The 20761-nt window shown below is 59.7% G+C and carries 19 protein-coding genes; 14 read left to right on the forward strand and 5 right to left on the reverse strand.

Translation table 11 applies throughout. The features are described 5' to 3' along the window. The first annotated feature begins 206 nt into the window (after positions 1-206). Positions 207-1703 (forward strand): M17 family metallopeptidase, encoded by a 1497-nt coding sequence (locus BN1118_RS20715; RefSeq protein ID WP_043557777.1) that lies wholly within the window; start codon positions 207-209, stop codon positions 1701-1703. Between the two features lie 8 nt (positions 1704-1711). Further along, on the forward strand, positions 1712-2392 hold the full coding sequence (gene yjjG / locus BN1118_RS20720) for a pyrimidine 5'-nucleotidase (protein ID WP_043557778.1): 681 nt from the start codon (positions 1712-1714) through the stop codon (positions 2390-2392). Positions 2393-2465: 73 nt separating this feature from the next. Here the strand turns inward: yjjG and BN1118_RS20725 are convergent, their stop codons facing one another. The 4 genes from BN1118_RS20725 to elyC all read right to left on the reverse strand — a co-directional run bounded on the left by BN1118_RS20725 (position 2466) and on the right by elyC (position 7852). Continuing rightward, positions 2466-3722 (reverse strand): amidohydrolase, encoded by a 1257-nt coding sequence (locus BN1118_RS20725; RefSeq protein WP_043557779.1) that lies wholly within the window; start codon positions 3720-3722, stop codon positions 2466-2468. A 1348-nt stretch (positions 3723-5070) separates the two neighbouring features. Beyond that, on the reverse strand, positions 5071-6042 hold the full coding sequence (gene pfkA / locus BN1118_RS20730) for a 6-phosphofructokinase (RefSeq protein WP_042652255.1): 972 nt from the start codon (positions 6040-6042) through the stop codon (positions 5071-5073). A 148-nt stretch (positions 6043-6190) separates the two neighbouring features. Next, positions 6191-6946: a triose-phosphate isomerase gene (tpiA, locus tag BN1118_RS20735; RefSeq protein ID WP_043557780.1), complete on the reverse strand. Its 756-nt coding sequence runs from the start codon at positions 6944-6946 to the stop codon at positions 6191-6193. 135 nt (positions 6947-7081) lie between these two features. Beyond that, entirely contained in the window at positions 7082-7852 is a 771-nt protein-coding gene (gene elyC, locus BN1118_RS20740; RefSeq protein ID WP_043557797.1) for an envelope biogenesis factor ElyC, read from the reverse strand. A 128-nt stretch (positions 7853-7980) separates the two neighbouring features. Here elyC and cmoM point away from each other — a divergent pair, with 128 nt between their 5' ends. The 12 genes from cmoM (at position 7981) to BN1118_RS20800 (ending at position 20363) form a co-directional block, all read left to right on the forward strand. Beyond that, positions 7981-8757, forward strand: a complete 777-nt coding sequence (gene cmoM, locus BN1118_RS20745; RefSeq protein ID WP_043557781.1) for a tRNA uridine 5-oxyacetic acid(34) methyltransferase CmoM — start codon at positions 7981-7983, stop codon at positions 8755-8757. 211 nt (positions 8758-8968) lie between these two features. Then, a complete protein-coding gene (gene mukF / locus BN1118_RS20750; RefSeq protein ID WP_043557782.1) occupies positions 8969-10288 on the forward strand; it encodes a chromosome partition protein MukF in 1320 nt (439 codons plus the stop codon). Further along, positions 10269-11006, forward strand: coding sequence for a chromosome partition protein MukE (gene mukE, locus BN1118_RS20755; protein ID WP_021140832.1), 738 nt, complete (start codon positions 10269-10271; stop codon positions 11004-11006). The genes mukF and mukE overlap by 20 nt, the downstream gene beginning before the upstream one ends. A 27-nt stretch (positions 11007-11033) precedes the next feature. Beyond that, complete coding sequence (mukB, locus tag BN1118_RS20760; RefSeq protein WP_043557783.1) at positions 11034-15461, forward strand: chromosome partition protein MukB; 4428 nt, start codon at positions 11034-11036, stop codon at positions 15459-15461. A 220-nt stretch (positions 15462-15681) separates the two neighbouring features. Continuing rightward, entirely contained in the window at positions 15682-16068 is a 387-nt protein-coding gene (locus tag BN1118_RS20765) for a septal ring lytic transglycosylase RlpA family protein (protein ID WP_205619639.1), read from the forward strand. A gap of 132 nt (positions 16069-16200) precedes the next feature. Further along, positions 16201-16521 carry a putative quinol monooxygenase gene (locus BN1118_RS20770; protein ID WP_084214224.1) on the forward strand — a complete coding sequence of 107 codons (321 nt, stop codon included), beginning with the start codon at positions 16201-16203 and terminating at the stop codon, positions 16519-16521. Between the two features lie 317 nt (positions 16522-16838). Continuing rightward, positions 16839-17309, forward strand: a complete 471-nt coding sequence (locus BN1118_RS20775) for a GNAT family N-acetyltransferase (protein ID WP_043557799.1) — start codon at positions 16839-16841, stop codon at positions 17307-17309. Between the two features lie 12 nt (positions 17310-17321). Beyond that, positions 17322-17819 carry a peptide deformylase gene (def, locus tag BN1118_RS20780; RefSeq protein WP_043557784.1) on the forward strand — a complete coding sequence of 166 codons (498 nt, stop codon included), beginning with the start codon at positions 17322-17324 and terminating at the stop codon, positions 17817-17819. 85 nt (positions 17820-17904) lie between these two features. After that, positions 17905-18381 carry a GNAT family N-acetyltransferase gene (locus BN1118_RS20785; RefSeq protein WP_043557785.1) on the forward strand — a complete coding sequence of 159 codons (477 nt, stop codon included), beginning with the start codon at positions 17905-17907 and terminating at the stop codon, positions 18379-18381. Positions 18382-18493: 112 nt separating this feature from the next. Beyond that, positions 18494-18979 (forward strand): GNAT family N-acetyltransferase, encoded by a 486-nt coding sequence (locus BN1118_RS20790; protein ID WP_043557786.1) that lies wholly within the window; start codon positions 18494-18496, stop codon positions 18977-18979. A gap of 50 nt (positions 18980-19029) precedes the next feature. After that, the gene (locus BN1118_RS20795; RefSeq protein WP_043557787.1) at positions 19030-19539 is read left to right on the forward strand and encodes a GNAT family N-acetyltransferase; all 510 of its coding nucleotides are present in this window, start codon (positions 19030-19032) and stop codon (positions 19537-19539) included. Next, positions 19536-20363 carry a hypothetical protein gene (locus BN1118_RS20800; RefSeq protein WP_043557788.1) on the forward strand — a complete coding sequence of 276 codons (828 nt, stop codon included), beginning with the start codon at positions 19536-19538 and terminating at the stop codon, positions 20361-20363. Before BN1118_RS20795 ends, BN1118_RS20800 begins: the two co-directional genes overlap by 4 nt. Positions 20364-20441: 78 nt before the next feature. On the opposite strand, the gene BN1118_RS20805 is transcribed toward BN1118_RS20800, so the two are convergent. After that, positions 20442-20645, reverse strand: a complete 204-nt coding sequence (locus tag BN1118_RS20805; protein WP_042867481.1) for a hypothetical protein — start codon at positions 20643-20645, stop codon at positions 20442-20444. Positions 20646-20761 lie beyond the last annotated feature (116 nt).

The following is a 20761-nucleotide window of genomic DNA, read 5'->3' on the forward strand; positions in this document are numbered from 1 at the left end:
TCCGGCCCCCGCAACCATCTTTCTTCTGTTTCTCCATTTCGTTTTTCCTCTTGTTTCCCCCTCGTTATGTTTCGCGCCGTTTCCGGTTGCTGATCATATGTACGCATAATCACGCTTGATATTGATTTTCAAGTGCAAATCTGGCCGCCACCGCGCTTTGTTGGGTATCATCAGTGATATCTCTTCATGGACGAGGCCTCTGCCCAATGATGCAACAGTTCACTTATCTCCCCCCCCAGATCGACATTCATGATGCCACCCTGAGCCAGGCCATGGGCAACGGGCTTTCGGCCAACCTGCTGCTTGTCGCCGAAGATCTGCGCGACTCTATTCTGGCCAGACCTGAGTTTGCCGCCGTGGCAACCCAGATAGCGCTGGGGCAGAAGGCGCCCTACAGCCTGGTGCAGCACAACAGCCTGCAACTGGTGATCTTCATCGGAGCCCGTCCCGCCCGGGATCACGCCCTCTACAAGCAGGCCAGATCCTGGATAGCCCCGTTGGCCGGACTCAAGATCGAGCGGATGGGGCTGCACCTGGAAGGGTTTGACGAGGGGGACAGGGCGCAACTGGCCGAGCTGACGCTGGCCTGCCTGTTGGCGGCCAATGTGCCGCTGCCGAGCCACAAGCATAGCGCCGAGGATGAGTGGCGCTATCAGCAGATTGCGGTGTCGCCGCGCTGCGTGCTGGATCTGGCGCGGATCTACGCCGAGGCCGAAGGCAATGGCATGGCGCGGCATCTGGCGGTATCGCCGGCCTCCGATCTCACCGCCCGCAGCTATCGGGAGTGGGCTCGTCAGCTGGCCCAGGTCGAAGGCTGGCAGTGGCACGAGTACGATCAGGCCCAACTGGCCGAACGGGGAGCCGGCGCCTTCATCGCGGTGGCGAGAGGCTCGGAAGACAACCAGGCCGCCATGGTCAAGCTCAGTTACTGCCCGCCCAATCCGGTGCGCCGGGTCGCCCTGGTGGGCAAGGGGATCTGTCACGACTCGGGCGGTTACAACCTCAAGGTCGCCGGCAGCATGTATGGCATGCACCTGGACATGGGTGGCAGTGCAGTGGCACTGGGCGCTCTCTATGCGATCAGCCGGGCCCGCCTGCCCTACGAGGTGCACTGCTGGCTCGCCATCGCCGAGAACCACATAGGCCCGCTCGCTTACCGGCCGGGGGAGGTGGTGACGGCGCTCAACGGCACCACCATAGAGGTGGTGGATACCGATGCCGAGGGGCGCATGGTGCTGGCGGATACCCTCTGCATGGCGGTGCAGGATAATCCGGATCTGCTGATCGATTACGCTACCCTGACGGGGGCCTGCAAGCGGGCACTGGGCAGCCGTTACAGCGGCGCCTTTACCAACCGGCCCCAGTGGTTCGGCGAGCTGATAAGCCTGGGCCAGCGCAGCGGTGAGCGAGTCTGGCCCTTCCCGCTGGATGAGGACTATGACGACAACCTCGATAGCGAGTGGGCCGATCTGTTACAGTGTGCGCCAGGCGCATCGCCGGATCACATAGATGCCGCCCGTTTTCTCAACCGCTTCGTGCCTGCTCAGACCCCCTGGCTGCACCTCGATTTGAGCGGTTTTCGCAGCAAGGGGGGCAATGGCGTGGTCAGCAGTGAAGTGACCGGATTCGGGGTCAGGCTGACGCTGGACTTGCTCGCCAGCCCGCTGGGCCGCCGCCATGAACTCGATGAACAAGAACAGTAAGGGATCCCGTGAAAGTACCAAGTTATGACTGGGTGTTGTTCGATCTGGACGAAACTCTGCTCGATTTCCCGGTTGCCCAGGCCCTGGAGCAGACCCTGCAGCTCTACGGCGTGACGCCGACGCTTCCCAAGATGGCGGAGTATCATGCTCTGAACCACAGTCTGTGGCAGCAGTACAACTCCGGCGAGATAGATGCGGCCCACCTGCAGCAGACCCGTTTTTCCCTGTTTGCCGAACAGGTGGACGTAGCTCCCATGGCGATGAACGACACCTTCTTGCAGCAGATCATCGCCCTGAGCGTGCCGCTGGAGGGGGTGCTGGAGACACTGCAGGCCCTCAAAGGCCGGGTGCGGATGGGGATCATCACCAATGGCTTCAGCCTGCCGCAACGGGGTCGCCTCAGCAAGCTGGGCTGGAGCGACTGGTTCGAGCCGCTGGTCATCTCGGACGAGGTACAGGTGACCAAGCCGGCCGCCGCCATTTTCCAGCATACCCTGGCCTTGATGGGGCAGCCGAGCCCGGCGCGGGTGCTGATGGTGGGGGACAACCCCAAGACCGACATCGCCGGTGCAGCGGCGCAGGGGCTGGCTACCTGCTGGTACAACCCGGCCCGTCACGACACCGAGTGCGAGGCGACCCACGAGATCCACCACTTTGCCCACCTCTCCACCATAGTGCTGGGGCAGTAAGCCAAGGCGGCGAGCCGCTCGCCAGCAACAAAAAAGGCAGCCCTTGGGCTGCCTTTTGTCCTCTTGTCATCTATCAGGTACCCAGACGACTGAGCAGCCAGGATTCGAGCAGGGCGACCCCGTGTTCCAGCACGGTCTCGTCGAAGTCGAACTCCGGATGGTGATGAGGCGCCGCCAGATTGGCCCCCAGGATCAGATAGGCGGCCTGACCGCCGTTTCGCTGCACCCGCTCGATGAGAAAGCCGGCATCCTCGCTGGCGCCAAAGCGGCGAGTGTGGATGGTCTCAAGCTTGAGCGCCTTTGCAAGCGGCACTATCTCCTCGAGCAGGGCCGGACTGTTCTCGATGCCGATGGCTTCCCCCTGCTTGCGAATGAGGTAGGTGGCGCCCTGCATCATGGCGGCCCCTTCCACTATCTGCTGCACCTGGCCGAACATATAGTCGTTAAGCGCCGGGGTGGCGCCACGGGTTTCCCCCTGCAGGCGGGCATGGCCCGGGATCACGTTGCGACCGCTGCCACCGCTGAGCTGGCCCACGTTGATGCGGGTCATTCCATCGCGGTGGCGGGCAATGCCGAGCATGGCGGTGGTCGCCGTGCAGGCTGCCGCCAGCGCATTGCTGCCCGCGTTGGGCTCAAGCCCCGCGTGGGCGGCGCGCCCCAGAAACTCTACATCGAACTTGGTGGAGCAGAGAAACTCGGTGGGATTGACCACCAGATCGCCACTGTTGGCATGAATGCCGATGTGCAGCGCCAGCAGGGCATCCACATCGTCGAGCTGACCACCCGCCGCCAGCGCCTTGCCGCCACGGCAGCCCTCTTCGGCGGGCTGGAAGAACAACTTGATACGGCCGTTCAACCGATCGGCGAGGGCTGCGATCCGCTCGGCCAGTACCAGCCCGATGGCGGTATGTCCGTCGTGGGCACAGGCGTGCATCCAGCCGGCATTGCGAGACTGCCACCCCTCCTGGCTGGGGGGATGCAGCTCATCCTGGCTCTCATCGACTTCCACCGCATCGATATCGAAGCGAAAGGCCAGGGTCGGGCCGGGACGACCGCTGTCCCACACGCCCATCACACCCGTTATCTCTTCGATGCGGGCCAGCCAGTCGGGATGTGCACCCTGACGCAGGGCGCGCTCCTTTTGGGCTTGTACGTCTACCTCCCGTCCCATGATGAGGTTGCTGGCCAGCAGCTTGTCCCCCAGCATGACTTCAAACCCGAGTTTTGAGAGGTGGTGAGCGATGAGGGAGCTGGTGCGAAATTCACACCAGGCCGCTTCGGGCAGACGATGAAGATCACGACGCCACTGGCGTAGAGCATCTTGGGTCATGGTAATTCCTGCATGGCGAGTCCAGCGGATATTGTGACGGGCAGGGGAGCAAGAGTAAATCCCGGAGCGGCAAATGCAACAAGGGGAGCGGTGAGGCTCCCCTTGTGGACGGTGGCAGTGACATGCAGCTTATATAGTGTGCATCAACCAGTTCTAAATAAGGCTTTCGGTATCACGCTGGGTGAAACAGCCAAAAAAGACAGAGAGTGGTGAATTAGTCAGCGCCTGGGCTATGGCTGTCATTCAGCAATACACAATTCTGGATGACTAACCGGCTCAAAGCTGTGACAGCGACGGCAGAGAGACGGCAACCAGAGTGAAAAACACGGTAAAAACGGCAGTAACAACAAACTCTTTCATATTTTGTCTCCCTTGGCTGACTGTTGATGGGACCAAGATACCACAATTGTGCGGTAAAACAATAGTAAAATGTATTTATGTGGCAATTTATGAGCTTGAAGCATCTAAAGCCTTGTTTTTGCATTTTAGCGTCTGTTTTATCATCTGGCCTTCTGTGTGATGCCGATGCGAGCTCTGTGTATGTGGTATAAATTTATAAAATTCATGATGTTAAGTTTTATTTGTGTCAATTTTTCAGTGGGTTTTGTATGGAGCTTTTCTGGTTTTTTTGAAATTTGATCCGCTTTCAAGCCCCTCTTTGGCGTCTGAAAATGTCGTCGAAAGCCAATTGGCTTGTCCCTTGGCTGAATTTGAAGAGTGCATCCATTTTTTGTCGCATCTTGTACCTTGAAGCCTGACAGGGCGCCTCTTTCAGGGAGCTGGCGCGGCACCCGCTTCTCAGTCAGTACGAAAAAAATGGCGAACATGATGGGGGGCTTGCCATTGAGGGGGCACGAATGACGGTTCCTGCGCTGGGCTCACCCTCTTCTTATGCCATGCGTCTGCGTGTCCCGGTGCGACGGCATTGAGGAGAGGCTCTCAACACCCCCGGGATGACGATACAGGGCTCTGTGCTAGCGATGAGTGTGGCCGACGCCACCGGCGGCCTGTGGTGATGGGAGGGGAGCTGATGCTGATCCTGCGTCCGATGCAGAAAAGGCCATCTCGCCAGCCGGGATGGCCTGGATGTCGTGAGCCGCCAAACCCTGGCAAGGAAGCTGCGCCCATTCGTCGATGGCGAGAGGGCTGTCGTTGACTATCCAGGGGCCAGGGAGGCGCTCCGCTGGTATGGGGGCAAGATTTGGAAAACAGCGCAGCAGATGGCGTGGCAAGAGAGAGGGCGCCTGCACGGCGGCCGGTTCCGCCCGTTGCCGGGCACACGACGTGCATAAAAAAACCCTCCAGCGGAGGGTTTTTTGTCACAACAGGCTGAGCAAGCGACAGGCGCTTAGAACAGGGTGGTGGAGAGATCGTACAGCTCCTGATCGAACGGGCGCTTGAGGTTCTCGATGCAGTCGATGATGTCGTGGTGCACCATCTCGTTGCCCTGGATCCCGACGCAGCGGCCACCCTGACCGGCCAGCAGCTGTTCAACGGCGAAGGCACCCATGCGGCTGGACATGATGCGATCGCGCGCAGTCGGCGAGCCGCCACGCTGGATGTGGCCCAGAATGGTGGCGCGGGTCTCGCGGCCTGTCATGGCTTCGATGTCCTTGGCCAGGGCATTCACGTCGGTGACGTGCTCACAGATGGTGATGATGGCGTGCTTCTTGCCTTTGGCTTCGCCTTCCTTGATCTGTTGCAGCAGCTTGTCCTTGTCGAAGGTAACTTCCGGCACTATCACGTACTCGGCGCCACCGGCAACGGCGGCAGACATGGCCAGATCGCCGCAGTGGCGACCCATGATCTCGACCACGGAGATGCGGTGGTGGGAGCTGCAGGTGTCGCGCAGACGGTCGATGGCGTCAACCACCACGTTCAGGGCGGTATCAAAGCCGATGGTAAAGTCGGTACCGGCGATGTCGTTGTCGATGGTGCCCGGCAGGCCGATGCAGGGGAAGCCCTCCTCGGTCAGCTTCTTGGCACCCATGTAGGAGCCGTCACCACCGATCACCACCAGGGCGTCGATACCGTGTTTTTTCAGATTTTCAATCGCTTCGGCGCGCACTTTCGGGTCTTTGAAAGCGGGGAAACGGGCGGAACCCAGGAAGGTGCCGCCGCGGTTGACCACGTCGGAGACGCTGTGACGCTCCAGCTTGACGATCCTGTCCTGATGCAGACCGAGGTAGCCATCATAGATGCCGTAAACTTCCAGGCCATGATGCAGACCGGCGCGCACCACGGCGCGGATGGCTGCGTTCATACCCGGTGCGTCACCACCACTGGTCAAAACACCAATACGTTTGATTTGTTTGGTCATGAGTGCCTCTGGATCTGAGTTGTCTAATACGAAGTTTTGAAAATGAGATAAGCCACATTGACTATATCGGCTTTCGTATGGGATGCGGGGGCCGCCATAGGAAAAGCGATATGCAGGAGGGGGCAAGCGCCCCCTCCTGGGCAACAGCTTACTTGGCTGCGCCAGCGATGATCTGGGAGAAGTCGTCCACTTTCAGGGACGCACCACCCACCAGGCCGCCGTCGATGTCCGGCTGACCGAACAGATCGGCTGCGGTTGCGCCAGTGACGGAGCCGCCGTACAGGATCTGTACCTTGGCAGCCACGGCGCCGTCAAACCCGGCCAGGTACTGACGGATGTGAGCGTGGACGGACTGGGCGATTTCCGGGGTAGCAGTCTTGCCGGTGCCGATGGCCCATACCGGCTCGTAGGCAACCACGGCGTTGCTGAAGGAGGCGATGCCACAACGGTCGATGACGGCTTTCAGCTGGGTCTCAACCACGTTCTTGGTCACGCCGGCTTCGAACTGTTCCAGCGTCTCACCGATGCACAGTACCGGCACCAGGCCAGCTTTCTGGATGACTTCGTACTTGGCGGCAACCACGTCGTCGCTCTCTGCGTGCAGGGTACGACGCTCGCTGTGACCGACCAGGGAGTAGGTGCAACCGAAGGCTTTGAGCATGGAGGGGGCGTTTTCACCGGTGAAGGCGCCGGATTCGTGAAGGTCGGCATTCTGGGCGCCGTAGGCGATCTTGGTGCCAGCGGTCAGCTGCTCAACCAGACCCAAAAAGATAACCGGCGGGCAGACGGCGACTTGCACAGAAGGATGAGCGGCAGCAGCCGGGGTCAGTCCTTTGATCAGAGCTTCGACAGAAGCTTTGGTGCCGTTCAGTTTCCAGTTACCCATTACCAGGTGCTGTCTCATCTTGTAACTCTCCTAGGCATTTGATTGCGCGACATTATATGAATTGAACCGAGCCCAAGATAGCTGACCCGGCGGCAAATGACGTAATTTTTTTTCGCTTTCCTGATCCAAATCAGGAATGCAAGGCTCGATTGCTCAATCGTTAACCTGCCCTCGCAAACGGGCCCACCATACCCCAATCCATTCGTGAACGGCAGCCTCGGAATACATCAGATAACGCCCCTTCGGCAGGTAGCTGTAGAGGGGTTGCGCCACCTGGCTCTGCTTGGCTGTGTAGTCGGTGGGGGCCGGCACCGCATCGAGTCCCTGTCCCTGATAGAGCGCCATGGCCCGCGGCAGGTGGGTGGCCGAACTGACCAGCGCTACTCGCTTGCCCTTGAGATAACGGCTGATGCTGACGGCCTCGTCGTGGGTGTCTTTGTTGTTTTCAAACAACGTCATCCGCGAGCGGGGTATGCCCAGGCTCGCCGCCATGCGGGCATTGACCTCGGCGTTGGAGAGAGGATCCCCGGACACATAACCGGAGAAGATGATTTCTGCTTGCGGGTAAGCCTGGGCGAGGCGCACCCCCTCCAGCGTTCTAGCGAGCGATATGTTGTTCTGCCAGGCGCGCTCGGGCACGGCCGGATCGCTCACGTGACCGTTGCCCAGCACTACTATGGCCGCTATATCCGGGTGCTGGTTTATCTCAAAGGGCGGAAAGGTCTGCTCCAGCGGGCGGGCCAGCTCGTAGCTTATCGGTCGCATTCCCATCAGGGCGACGACCAGCAAGGAGAGGGTCGCTAGCAGCTTGCCGGTTTTTTGAAAACGGGTGAACCAGAGCAGCAAGATCGCCAGCAGCAACAGGGAGAGGGAGAAGGGCAGCGGCATCAGCAATTGGCCTAGCCACTTCTTGATAACAAACAAGTTGGCGGCAAACAGGTTGAGCTCAAACACTGGGATGTCGTCCTTGAGTTTTCAGCAAATTCGGGATGTGACAGAATACCCCTCTTTTTTCGTCAGGCCCAACCCTGCGGCCAAAAGTTGAGTGTGTCTTGAAGCAAGATCAGAGTTTTGACGGGCGCGCCGACAAGTTCGCCCGCAACATTTATGACTCCACCAAGGGGCTCATTCGCACCACAGTGGTGTGGAGCGACATCGAAGCCTGCCTGGCGCGCCTTGGCAACCGGCCCCTGCGCATCCTGGATGCGGGGGGCGGATTTGGCTACTTTGCCCAGAAGTTGGCGGCCATGGGTCATCAGGTGGAGCTGTGCGATCTCTCCGCCGAAATGCTTGAACTTGCACGGGCCCAGATCGCCGAAAAGGGGCTGGAAGACAGAATTCGTCTCATCCAGTGCCCCATTCAGGATCTCAAGAGCCAGGTGACCGGCACCTTTGATCTGGTGCTCTGCCACGCCGTGCTGGAATGGCTCGCCGAGCCGCGCCAGACCTTGCTCGGTCTGTTCCCTTTCGTCAAGGCAGGGGGCATACTGTCGCTGCTTTTTTACAACCGTCATGGCCTGCTGTTTCAGAGCCTGGTGGTAGGCAATTTTGACTATGTGCGCCTCGGCCTGCGCAAGAAGCGCCAGACCGCCCTGACCCCCACCAATCCGCAGTTGCCGGAACAGGTGTACGACTGGATTGGGCGAGGGGGGCTCAAGATCATCGGCAAGACGGGGGTGCGCGTCATCCACGACTACATGCGCCACAAGCAGGATCAGGTCGAGAAGTTCGATGATCTGCTGGCCATGGAGCAGCAATATTGCCGCCAGGAACCGTTTATCTCCCTGGGTCGCTATATCCATGTGATGGCGCAAAAGCCAGTCAGCTGATGGGTCGGAGAGTGGGTCGACTGGGGGATGATCCCTTCGGTGCTCTTTGCCGTCCCTGGGTCAATGCATCCATGTGATGGCACAAAAGCCGGCCAGCTGATGGCGGCGCAATCCGCCCGCTGATGCCCGGGATAACGTGATTTTTTGATGCTACCGGATGTAGCCGTGCGCGAGCTTTCGCGCCCAATTACAACAACGAGATGACAACGTCATGATGAGTACATCCCGTACCCTGCCCGAGATGGTGGGATGGGTCAGGCAGGAGGGGTTGGCGCTGAGCCTGCCGACCGACCGGCTGGCCTTTCTGATTGCAATCAAGACCCTGTCCGAAGATGAGTCGGACCTGTCGGAAGCGGCGCTGCACGATGCCTTCGGCTATGTCAGCAACGCCTTTGGCCAGATGGACGAGACCCTCACAGGTCGCGCCAACAACGCCATCAACGATCTCATTCGCCAGCAGCTGCTGTCGCGCTTCAACACCGACATGGTGGCGGGAGAGAGCCTCTATCGCCTGTCGCGGCTGGGGATGGGGATCGTCGATTTCTTCATGGATCAGCGCCAGGTCGACTCCATCAAGCTCTCCATCCTGCTCGAACACCTGGCGGCCGAGCTCGACACCGCCCGCAAGGCGGCGCTTGAGACCAACACCCGCGAGCAGTGGGATGCCGAGGTGCTGCCACGGCTCACCTTCTCGCTGGAAGAGACGCTGGGGCGCATCGATCTGACCCAGCGCGCCATGGACGAGCAACAGAATCAGGTCAAGAGCGAGATAGCGGCCCTGCTGACCCAGAACTGGGTCGATGCCATCCACAGCTGCGAAAAACTGCTGCACGAGACAGGCCAGACCCTGCGCGAGCTGCAAGATACCCTGGACGCCGCCGGCCACCGCCTGCAGGCGGGGCTGCTCAACATTCAGGAAGTGGCCCAGGGGCGCGACGATCTGTTCCACGTCGAGGAGCTGACCCACGCGCTGCAGGGGCGGCTCGATGTGATCACCAGCTGGGGCCAGCAGTGCATCGAGCTCTGGTCCCGCTACGATCGGCACGTCCACAAATTTATCCGCAACGCCATCGACATGGACAAGAACCGCGCCTTCAGCCAGCGGCTGCGCGATTCCATCCGCAATTTCGAGCAGCACAACTTCTTGCTGAGGGTGGCCGAGGAGCCCCGTCTGCTGGAGCTGCGTGATGAAACCATCGCCATCCACGATGAAGAGGTCACCGGTGAGGTGCCCCTCGAGATGGAGTACATGGAGATGGTGGACATCAACCAGGAGCTGGCTGAGCGCATCGAGCGCTACCTGGCCCGCTACCCCGAGCAGGGCCATCAGCTGGATGTGGCCGATGTGCTGCGGGAATACCTGCTGGATTACCCGGCTCACGCCCATTTCGATGTGGCGCGTCTTCTGATCGACCAGGCCGTGCGCCTGGGCCATGCCAGCGGTGAGCGCGAGCTGCACCACCAACCCGCATGGAAACCCATTAACCAAGCTGGATCCAAGGTTCAGGCCTATGTCATTGATCAATACTGAGTTTCCCTTGCCGCTGCGGCTCGCAGAGGCCATCGCCAACCCCTTGTTTCCACGCATCGACACCGCCTTGCGCTCGGGCCGCCACATCAGTGCCGACGATTTCGAACAGCATTCGGCGCTGGTGGAGTACCACAACGAGCTGGAGATCTTCTACGGCCGCTATCAGGTGGAACTCATCAAGGCGCCGGAGGGCTTCTTCTACCTGCGTCCGCGCCCCAGCGCCGACATCGGCACGACCGTGCTCTCCGAGCTCGACATGCTGGTGGGCAAGGTGCTCTGTTACCTGTACTTGAGCCCGGACAGGCTCGCCTCGGAAGGGGTGTTCGCCATGGGCGAGCTGCAAGAAGAGGTGCTGAGCCTGGCCGACGAGAAGCAGCTGCTGCGCATGGTCAACAGCCGCTCCGGCGGCACCGATCTGGACAAGAAGAAGCTCTTGGAGAAGATCCGTACCTCCATGCGTCGCCTGCGCCGCCTTGGCATGATCACCGCCCTTGGCAACAGCGACAAATTCCGGGTCAACGAATCCGTGTTCCGCTTTGCCGCCGACGTGCGCTCCGATGAAGATCCGCGCGCCGTGCAGCTGCGGATGATCCAGGAGGGCGAGGCCATCTTCCACGACGACGAGATGCCGAGCAGCGACTCGCTGTTTGAAGACATTGAAGCGGATCTCGATGAAGAACAGCTTGAACTGGAGGTTGAAGATGACCTGCAGCGTTAAATCCCCAGCCCAGATGGAGGCAGAGTCGTGAGAGGCAAATTCAAATCCCTGACCATGGTCAACTGGAACGGCTTCTTCGCCCGCACCTTCGATCTCGACCAGCTGGTGACGACGCTCTCCGGCGGCAACGGGGCGGGCAAGTCCACCACAATGGCGGCCTTCATCGCGGCGCTTATTCCTGACCAGTCTCTGCTGCATTTTCGCAACACCACGGAAGCGGGTTCCTCCAGTGCGTCGCGTGACAAGGGGCTCTACGGCAAGCTGCAACGGGGTTCCTGTTATTCTGTGCTGGAGGTTATGAACAGCCGCGAGCAGCGGATCTGGGTCGGTGTGCACCTGGAGCAGATCCAGAACCGTGACAACAAGGTCAACATCACCCCGTTCGCGCTGGTGGATGTGCCAGAAAACCTGTCGCCCACGGATCTGCTGCTGGAGAAACTCGAGGGCGGCAAGGGCCGCATTCGTGCCTTTGCCGATCTGAAAGGGGCCGCCGCCGAGCTGGGGGCGCTGAAGGTCGCCAAGTTCAATACGGTGACCGACTATCACAACTTCATGTTCGAGTTCGGCATCACCCCGAAAAAGCTGCGTGATCAAAAAGATCGCGGCAAGTTCTATCGCCTGATCGAAGCCTCCCTCTACGGCGGCATCTCTTCTTCGATCAGCCGCTCCCTGCGTGAATACCTGCTGCCGGAGAACTCGGGCGTGCGCAAGGCCTTCCAGGACATGGAGGCGGCCATCTACGAGAACCGCCGTACCCTGGAAGCGATCAAGGAGACCCAGGGTCAGCGGGATCTTTTCAAGAACCTGATCACCGAGACCACCCACTATGTGGCGGCCGACTATGTGCGCAACGCCGCCGAGAAGAACCGCCTCTCCGAGCTGGCCCTCAAAACCCGTCAGGAGCTGGCGGACAAGCGCCGCATTCTGGCCGAAGAGCGCCAGCGCGCCATCTATCTGGCCGACGAGGTGGAGCAGCTCACCAACCGCGAAAAATTGCTGACCGATGAGCTGGAGTCCGCCGCCGAACACCTGGCCAAGGTGATGGCCGCCGTTGCTCTGCAAAAGAAGATAGAGATGTATCGCGCCGATCTGGCGGAGCTGGTCGACAAGCTGGAGCAACAGCAGGCGATCGTGGAGGAGATCCACGGCCAGCTGCTGGAAGTGGAAGAGCGCAAGGAGCTGGCCCAGGCAGAAGTCGACAGCCTCAAGACCCAGCTGGCCGACTACCAGCAGGCGCTGGACATTCAGCAGACCCGCGCCATCCAGTACCGTCAGGCGGTGCAGGCGCTGGAAAATGCCCGCGCGCAGTGCGAACTGCCGGGGCTGACCGCTGAACAGGCGAGTGACACCCTGCACCAGTTCCGCGCCGCCGAACAGAGCCTCACCAGCCGTATGCTGGGGGCCGAGCAGCAGCTGGCACTGGCCAAGGCGGCGGTAGCCGAACATCAGGCCGCGCTGACGCTGCTGTTGACTATTGCCCCCGAAACCGCCCGCGAGGCCGCCTGGCCCACGGCGCAGGCGCTGCTCAAGCGCCATATCGAAGACAAGGCCCGCATTGCGCAGGGGCAGGGGCTGCGCGCCGCCCTGACTCGCCTCGAAAAAGAGAGCGAGAGCCAGAAGGCCTTGTTCAAGTTGCGTGACGAGCTGCATCAAGCCTGTGGCCAGCAGATCGCGAGCCAGGACGAGCTCGAGCTCTTCCTCGAAGCCCAGCGCACCCGTCAGGAAGAGCTGAGTGATCAGCAGAGCGATCTGAACCAGCGCCGCGCCAGCCTGGAGCATCAGGGTGCCCAGCTGGGCCGTGATATCGGCGAACTCACCAAGCTGGCCCCGCGCTGGCTCAAATCCTTTGAAAAGCTCGAGCAGCTGCGCGAGCAGAGCGGACTGCCGCTCGCTACCGCCGAGGCGCTTTCGGCCGGCATGCAGACCGTGCTCGACAAGGAGCGCGAGTTCGAGCAGGAGAGCAATCGCATCGCGGCGCAGAAGCAGGCGCTGGAGCTGCAAATTCGCAACCTGCAGCTGGGCGCCGGCGAGGCGGATCCGCGTCTGGCCCGCATCGCCGAGCAGGTGGGGGGCGTGCTGCTCTCCGATGTCTATGACGACATCTCCATCGACGATGCTCCTTACTACTCCGCGCTCTACGGTCCGGCTCGCAGTGCCCTTGTGGTGCTCGACCTTGAGGGCGCCATAGAGCGGCTGAAAAAACTGGAAGATTGCCCGGAAGATATCTACCTCATCCAGGGCAACCCCGACTCCTTTGACGAGGATCTGGTGGAAGCGGACGAGCTGGGGGACGCCGTGCTGGTGCGCACCAGCAAGCGTCAGGTGCGCTTCTCCCGTTACCCCGAGTTGCCGCTGTTTGGTCGCGCCGCCCGGGAAAAACGGATCGAGCAGCTCGATCTCGAGCGGGAAAATCTGATCGAGGGCTACGCCAAGGCCGCCTTCGAGCAGCAGAAGTACCACCGTCTCTACGGCCACTTCCGCGACTTTATCGGCCAGCATCTGGACATCGCCTTCCTGCCGGACCCTGAAAATCAGGTGCAGACCAAACAGGCCGAACTGCGCACGCTGCAGGGGACCATAGCCGAGTGCGACAAGCAGCTTGGAGAATCCAAGGCCATTGCTGCCCAGCTGACCCGATATATCCAGCTGGTGCAGGGGATGCTGCCCTTTGCCCATCTGTTTGCGGAGGCCGATCTGGCCGCCCGTCTCGAGGCGGCCCACGCCGACGTCGAGGCACTTAAAACAGCCGAAGCTTTTATCGCCCAGCACGGCAAGGCGCTCGAGAAGCTAGAGACCCTGGTGCAGGTGCTGCGTCAGGATCCGCAGGATCTCGCTGCCCTGCAGGCCGCGTTCGACGAGACGAGCGAATTGCTGGCCGAGCAGAAGCGCCGCTGCTATGCCCTCGATCAGCTGGTGGCCCGCCTGCCGCACTTCGCCTATCAGGATGCACAAGACCTGCTTGGCAAGGCGTCCGAGATGAGCGAGCGGCTCAAAGAGAAGCTTAAAACAGCCGAGCTGGCCGCCCGCACCGCAGGGGAGCAGCACAAGCAGATTGCCCAGCGCCACACAGAGGCGTTGCAACTGCGCACCGCGCTCGATTCCAGCGCCTCGGCCAAGCGCCAGACCCTGACCGAGTTCGAGCAGGAGCTGGCGGCCATGGGACTGACACTGTCGGACGACATGGAAGAGAAGTCCCGCGCCCACAAGAAAGAGATCGAAGAGCTGCTCATCCGCACCCGGTCCCGTCGCACCAGCGCCGAGGCTCAGTTGCAGGTGACCAAGCGCGAGATTGAATCCTTGGGGGGGCGCCTCAAGCTGGAAGGCAAGGATTACTACAGCGCCCGTAAATCCCTGGTGGGTCACAAGGCGAGCTGGTCGCGGGTGGTGCGCCTCGCGCGCGACACAGACGTCGAGAAGCGCCTCAACAAGCGCGAGCTGGCGTACCTCGACAGCGACGAGCTGAGATCCATGTCGGACAAGGCCCTCGGCGCCCTGCGGGTTGCCGTGGCTCACGACGAGGCCCTGCGTGATGCACTGCGCCTCTCCGAGGGCAACCGCAGCACCGAGCAGAAGGTCGCCTTCTATGTGCAGGTCTACCGTTACCTCAAAGACCGTATCCGCAACGACATCATCCGCTCCGATGATCCTGTTGAGGCGATCGAGGAGATGGAGATCGAGCTGGCCCGTCTGGCCGACGAGCTCAAGCAGCGTGAAAATCACCTGTCGCTCTCCTCTCATGAGGTGGCGGCCAAGATCACCAATATCATACGTCGCGAGCAGAACCGCATCCGGGTACTCAACCAGGGCTTGCAGAACATCGCCTTCGGTCTGGTGCGCGGGGTGCGCCTCAACGTCAATATCCGCGAGGCTCACACTCGCCTGTTGACCGCGCTGGCGGATCAGAGTGCCATGCACAACGATCTGTTCGCCGACAAGGAGCTTAGCTTCTCCGAGGCCATGGCCAAGCTGTTCCAGCGTCTCAACCCGCAGACCGAGCAGGGGGATCGCAGCTATCAGGTGATGGGCGACGTGCTGCTCGACTATCGCAACTACCTGGAGCTGGAGATCGAGGTGCAGCGTGGCGCCGATGGCTGGCTGCGTGCCGAGAGCGGTGCGCTCTCCACCGGCGAGGCGATCGGGACCGGTCAGGCCATCTTGCTGATGGTGCTGATCAGCTGGGAGGAGGAGTCCCGCCGTCTGCGCGGCAAGGACATAGCCCCCTGCCGCCTGCTGTTCCTCGACGAAGCGGCCCGTCTGGATGGCAAATCCATCGCCACCCTGTTCGAGCTGTGCGAACGGCAGGATATGCAGCTCTTGATCGCGGCGCCCGAGAACATCAGCCCGGAGAAGGGCACTACCTACAAGCTCATCCGCAAGGTGCAGGGCAAGCACGAACACGTGCATGTGGTGGGTCTGCGCGGCTTTGGCTTCGCCGATGACAAGCTGATCGCCTGACACAGGTTGACGGGTGAACACACAAACGGGAGGCTGAGGCCCCCCGTTTTATATGGAAAATATGGGAAAATGGGCGCTCCGGTCTCGTTGCTAGAAAGACGTGATGCGGCATGGAACGCGCGATTGGTCATCCCTGGGTGGTCATTTTTACGGCACGACAGAACCGCTTATCCCGGCAAGGGGAGCAAGGACAAAGCCCATGGCTGACATGAAGGGAAAGATGCAAGACATACAAAAAGGGCTGCTGTTATCGCTTTGTCTGTTGCTGGCAGCTTGCAGCAGCCGATATGACGACAGCCACGGCGGCAGCTGGCGCGGTTATACCGACACCGGGCTCGCCTCTTATTATGCCGACCGCTATCACGGCAAAAAGACCGCCAGCGGCGAGCGCTATCGCAACAACCTCAATAGCGCCGCCCATATGGAATTGCCCTTTGGCGCCATGGTGCGGGTTACCAACCTCGCCAATGGCAAGAGCGTGGTGGTCAGGGTCAATGACCGCGGCGCTTTTAAAAACGGGCGTATTATCGATCTCTCCAAATCGGCTTTTAGCAGCATTGGCAGCACAAGATCCGGCCTTATCAAGGTGAAGATAGAGGTGCTCTAGTCGCCGACTCGTTCAATGGCACGAACAGAGTGTCCAATCTGCCCGGCTATATCCCGCCGGGTACTCCCTTTTACACTGCTCCTTCGCTCGAAGGTGGCTCCCAGACCGGAGCCCCTTTGCATACCCCTGAAAATGGAGCAGATAAAGATGAGTGAAGAGAAACTGGTGTCCATCGCCGTACTGAAAGCCCGCGCCGGCATGAGAGATCCACTGCGCCGTGAGTTGCTCAAGCTCATTGCGCCGACGCGGCGAGAGCCGGGCAATCTGGATTATGTACTGTTTGAATTGCGCGACGAACCGGGCACCTTCTATATGCGCGAAGCCTTTGTCAGTCAGGCTGCGCTGGATGCCCATTGTGCGACCGACTATTTTCAGGCCTTTGCCAATCAGACCGATACATTGTTGGCAGCGCCGCTGCGGCTGATTTTTATGGAGGAGGTGAGCCATCCATAAGCGAATTGGGCCTGCTGCTGGCCCAATTTCCCCCCATATGCCAAGTGCCCAGCCCAGACGCTTTCCCGCTATTCCTTGGTGTCGATGATCCGCCAGCTTGCATCTTCACGACACCCGTTAGGGATGTTGCATTGCACAGGTTCCCCCTATTTCTGCCCAATAGCCTTTTCATCTCCCCGCTGGTCGGTAAGATATCCAAATGAAAATCAAATTTGCGCTAAGCCTAGTGCTCTAGATAAAAACCGTGGCAGGCCATGTCTGCTTAACGACACGACTGGCTATCCAGGAGGGCCGATATGGCTTTAACGGGGGACGAGATGGAGATCGCGCTGGCGGATGTGCCGGACAGTGAGTTTGAACAGCGCTTTGCTGCCGTCAAACAGGGGATCTTTCCCTATGTCGAGGCGGTGTTTGGCTGGGATGACGACTTTCAGCGCGAGCGGTTGACCAGCGAATATGAGCCGCACTGGTTTTCGTGGATCCTGCAGGGGGGCGAGCGAGTCGGTATGCTCTGCTGTAAGCCATACGAAGATGCGCTGCACATTCATCTGCTGATCATCTTCCCGCAGTATCAGGGTCGGCAGTTGGGCTCGGCCGTCATGGACCGGCTGTATCGCGAGGCGGAGCATGAGGGGAAAAGTCGGGTGACCCTGTCGAGCTTTACCGCCAATCAGAGGGCAATAGAATTTTATCGGCGCCTCGGTTACCAGGCGGTGGCGGAAGAGCCAGCATTCGTCTCCTTGTCCCGGCAGGTGACGAGAGAAGAGCACGTAGGTACTAATGGTTGACGGAGAGCCCTCATGGCAATGCTGGAGATTTTAACGGTTCCCGACCCGCGATTGGGCATCAAGGCCGAGCAGGTTGAAGATATCGCGGCCGTGCAAGGCCTGATCGATGACATGCTGGAGACCCTCTATGCCACCGACAATGGTATTGGTCTGGCCGCCACGCAAGTGGGGCGCAAGGAGGCCATCGTCATCATCGACCTGTCGGAAAAACGGGATCAGCCGCTGGTGTTGATCAATCCACAAGTGATAAGCGGTACTGACCTTTCGCTTGGGCAAGAGGGGTGTCTGTCCGTGCCGGATTATTATGCCGATGTTGAGCGTTATGGCTCAGTGGTGGTGTCGGCACAGGATCGCCATGGCGTGCCCATCACTGTAAAGAGCAGCGATTTCCTGGCCATCGTGATGCAGCATGAGATCGATCACCTGCAGGGCAAGGTGTTTATCGATTATCTCTCGCCGCTAAAGCGCAAGATGGCGTTGAAGAAGGTGAAAAAACAGCGAGGGCAGTGACGTGGATGGTCATGGTCTATGTGATGTCGAAAACGCCTGCAGCTGGACCCTGTTTCACGGGGGTAATCAAGGCTGAGGCTGATATATGACAGTGCAATTCAAGCGTTTTGACGATGTGCTGGCTCCGGATTTTCTGCCGCTGCTCAACGACGCGACGATCAGAAAACACCTGATTGATCATCCCCGCTTTGATCTGCCCAGGGTAGGGTGCTGGATGGATGACAAAATACGGATCAACCAGCAGCCGAGGTGTCGTGTTCGAGCCGTGTTGATCCATGGGCAGCTGGCTGGGTGGTGCGGGATACAACCGGATGAGGATGGCGTCGAGTTGGCTATCGTCATCGGTCAGGCCCACTGGGGGGCTGGTATCGCCATCTTCAGGGAGATGATGTGCTGGGCGCGGGAGATGGGGCATACCGAAGTCCGCTTTCATCTGTTGGACAGTCGTCCCGCTTATGCGGCACTGGCCCGCAAGGCAAGCCGGGTAGAGAAGACGCGCCTCTCCGGGCGGATGTTCACCACCTATTGTCTGTCGTTTGAGTGCTGGTTTGCAGCTTGCTGACGCCAGATCTACTAATTGGCCTGTTTGCCAATGCGTTGAATAACGTGTTTTGACATATCGGCACGGCTTGAGCACCTGTCGTTTGGCCACAGTAAAGTGACAAGGATGGTGCATGAACCTCGAGTTCAAAAAAATAAACCTGGCGCGTGACTATGAGTTTTGTGTGGCAGCCCGTCGGGACGCCTATGTTTGCAGCTTCCATCGCGACGAGGGATTTGACGAGTTTCTGGCGGGCTATCGAGAGCGGATGGCGACGAGGCTGGCCAGCCAGGAGTGGCATTATCTGCATGTCTGGCAGGGTGGCGAGATAGTGGGGCAGCTGGAGTTTTGCACTGTCTCAGCGGAACCGGAAACCGGCTACATATATCTGATCTATTTGACGCCCCAGGCTCGTGGTCAAGGCATGGCCGATCTGCTGCTGCAATATATCGGCCGCACCTTGTGGCAGGCTGGCTGCCGGCGAGTGGTGTTGTCGGTCAGCCGTCTCAACCCGCGGGCGCTGCGTTTCTATCGGCGCAGCGGGTGGCAATATCTGGGGCCCAACCCCAAGCATGCCGAAACAGATTTTTATGAATATTGGTTGCCGGATCCGACGTAATCAGTAGCCGTATTTGAACGGGGAAAAAGTCCCATGGAGGGGGAAAATATATGGAAGTGAGACAAGTCCGGGTATCGGATGCAGATAGCGTACTGGCCCTGATGAACAGACTCGACAATGAAACAACTTTTATGCTCTATGAGCCGGGTGAGCGCACCACGACAGAGGTCGAGCAAGCTCAAATATTGGCCTCGTTTGTCGATGCAAACAATAAAGTCATGCTGGTACTGTCGGAACATGACGAGATTGCAGGTTTTACTGTCGGCATCGGTCAACCGGCAAATCGCAACAAACATGTACTGTATTGCGTTATCGGTATTCAACACTCAGCAACTGGACAGGGCTTTGGCAAAAAAATGATGTCTGCGCTGGAGGCCTGGGCCAGGGCGCACGGCTTTACCCGTATGGAGTTGGGCGTCATGTGCCACAATGCCCGGGCTTGCGCGCTATATCGGGCCTGCGGGTTCGAGGTAGAAGGCGTCAAACGCAATACGATGAGAGTCGATGGGGCATATGTCGATGAATATATGATGGCCAAGCTGATTGAGGAGGTGGCATGAGCAAGATGCAGTGGTGGGTTCCCTTGAGCGTCGCTCGGTCGCCAAGGCGTGTGCGCAGATGGGCGGTGCTTGTGCTGATGTCGCTGGGCTGGCTGTTGGCCATGGCGTCGGCCCATGCCGAGGAGCCGCAGCTCGGCGCCGAGTATCGCCCTCTGGTACAGAAGGTGATCGATGCCGCCAAGGCGCGGGATCATCAGGCGCTTGCTAACCAGATGAAGTACCCCTTCAAGCAGGAGTACCCCATCCCGGTCATCAAGAATTCGTCCGAGATGGTGGCCCGTTTCGACGAGGTGTTTGATGACGCCATTTTAAATAGCATCGCCAGCTCCCGGGTCGGGCAGGATTGGCAGACCATGGGCTGGCGCGGCATCATGCTGGGCAGTGGTGAGGTGTGGCTGGATTTCGATGGCAAGGTGATAGCTATCAATCATCAGACGGCGCAGGCCGCCGAGCTTAAAGCCACGCTTATCGCCAAACAGAAAAGCGATCTTTATCCCGGTCTGCGGGAGTACCAGCGCCCCGAGCTGATGTGGCAGACCGAGAAATTTACCATTCGCATCGACGAGCTGGGGGATGGCCACTATCGCTATGCCTCCTGGGCGAAGGGCAAGGTGCTCAGCGACAAGCCGGATTTGGTGCTCAGCAATGGCACCGTCAGGGTGGAGGGGACGGGGGGCAACCATACCTATCAATTCAAGAGCGGCCCCTACCGCTACGAGTGTGTCGTGACCGTGCTGGGTGAGCGGGGCATGCCGCCGGGTGAGTTGGTCGTCTATCAGAACGAGGTTGCCATCATGCACCAGCCGGTGATCAAAGTGCTCTGATATCCCTTGATCTGCCCGGAACGTTCAAAGCGCGGCCAAGGGCCGCGCTTTTGTTATCTGCAACGGCTGATGGTTTCGCTAGCCCTGCGGCACTCGAACCCCCTTGTCGAGATAGAGGCTGCTGTAGTGGGCGCGGTGGGTGACAAACATCACCTGATGGCGGCTGCCGTCGGAGAGGATAATAAAGTCGCCTGCCTGGGCGGGGCTCTGCAGGCTGATCTCCTGTTCGGGGGCGGTCAACTTGTCGACCTCCTCCTTGAAGGTGAGGGTGTACGAATACATAGGGTTCTCCACTGCAGGACCGTATACAGACACGCATCACAAGGCTAGTTGCCATCGTCCGTATCCGCGGCGCCCAAGCGGCACCTGTGCGGCATTTAATTTAAGGCTATGTCCCA

It is taken from the genome of Aeromonas bestiarum (genome assembly GCF_000819745.1).
In the GTDB taxonomy this organism is placed as follows: Bacteria; Pseudomonadota; Gammaproteobacteria; order Enterobacterales; family Aeromonadaceae; genus Aeromonas; species Aeromonas bestiarum.

Coding starts and splice junctions, on each gene's coding strand:
- BN1118_RS20715 (WP_043557777.1), top strand. CDS start 207: ATGATGCAACAGTTCACTTATCTCCCCCCCCAGATCGACATTCATGAT.
- BN1118_RS20725 (WP_043557779.1), bottom strand. CDS start 3,722: ATGACCCAAGATGCTCTACGCCAGTGGCGTCGTGATCTTCATCGTCTG.
- pfkA (WP_042652255.1), bottom strand. CDS start 6,042: ATGACCAAACAAATCAAACGTATTGGTGTTTTGACCAGTGGTGGTGAC.
- tpiA (WP_043557780.1), bottom strand. CDS start 6,946: ATGAGACAGCACCTGGTAATGGGTAACTGGAAACTGAACGGCACCAAA.
- mukF (WP_043557782.1), top strand. CDS start 8,969: ATGATGAGTACATCCCGTACCCTGCCCGAGATGGTGGGATGGGTCAGG.
- mukE (WP_021140832.1), top strand. CDS start 10,269: ATGTCATTGATCAATACTGAGTTTCCCTTGCCGCTGCGGCTCGCAGAG.
- BN1118_RS20765 (WP_205619639.1), top strand. CDS start 15,682: ATGCAAGACATACAAAAAGGGCTGCTGTTATCGCTTTGTCTGTTGCTG.
- BN1118_RS20770 (WP_084214224.1), top strand. CDS start 16,201: ATGGAGCAGATAAAGATGAGTGAAGAGAAACTGGTGTCCATCGCCGTA.
- BN1118_RS20775 (WP_043557799.1), top strand. CDS start 16,839: ATGGAGATCGCGCTGGCGGATGTGCCGGACAGTGAGTTTGAACAGCGC.
- def (WP_043557784.1), top strand. CDS start 17,322: ATGGCAATGCTGGAGATTTTAACGGTTCCCGACCCGCGATTGGGCATC.
- BN1118_RS20785 (WP_043557785.1), top strand. CDS start 17,905: ATGACAGTGCAATTCAAGCGTTTTGACGATGTGCTGGCTCCGGATTTT.
- BN1118_RS20790 (WP_043557786.1), top strand. CDS start 18,494: ATGAACCTCGAGTTCAAAAAAATAAACCTGGCGCGTGACTATGAGTTT.
- BN1118_RS20795 (WP_043557787.1), top strand. CDS start 19,030: ATGGAAGTGAGACAAGTCCGGGTATCGGATGCAGATAGCGTACTGGCC.
- BN1118_RS20800 (WP_043557788.1), top strand. CDS start 19,536: ATGAGCAAGATGCAGTGGTGGGTTCCCTTGAGCGTCGCTCGGTCGCCA.
- BN1118_RS20805 (WP_042867481.1), bottom strand. CDS start 20,645: ATGTATTCGTACACCCTCACCTTCAAGGAGGAGGTCGACAAGTTGACC.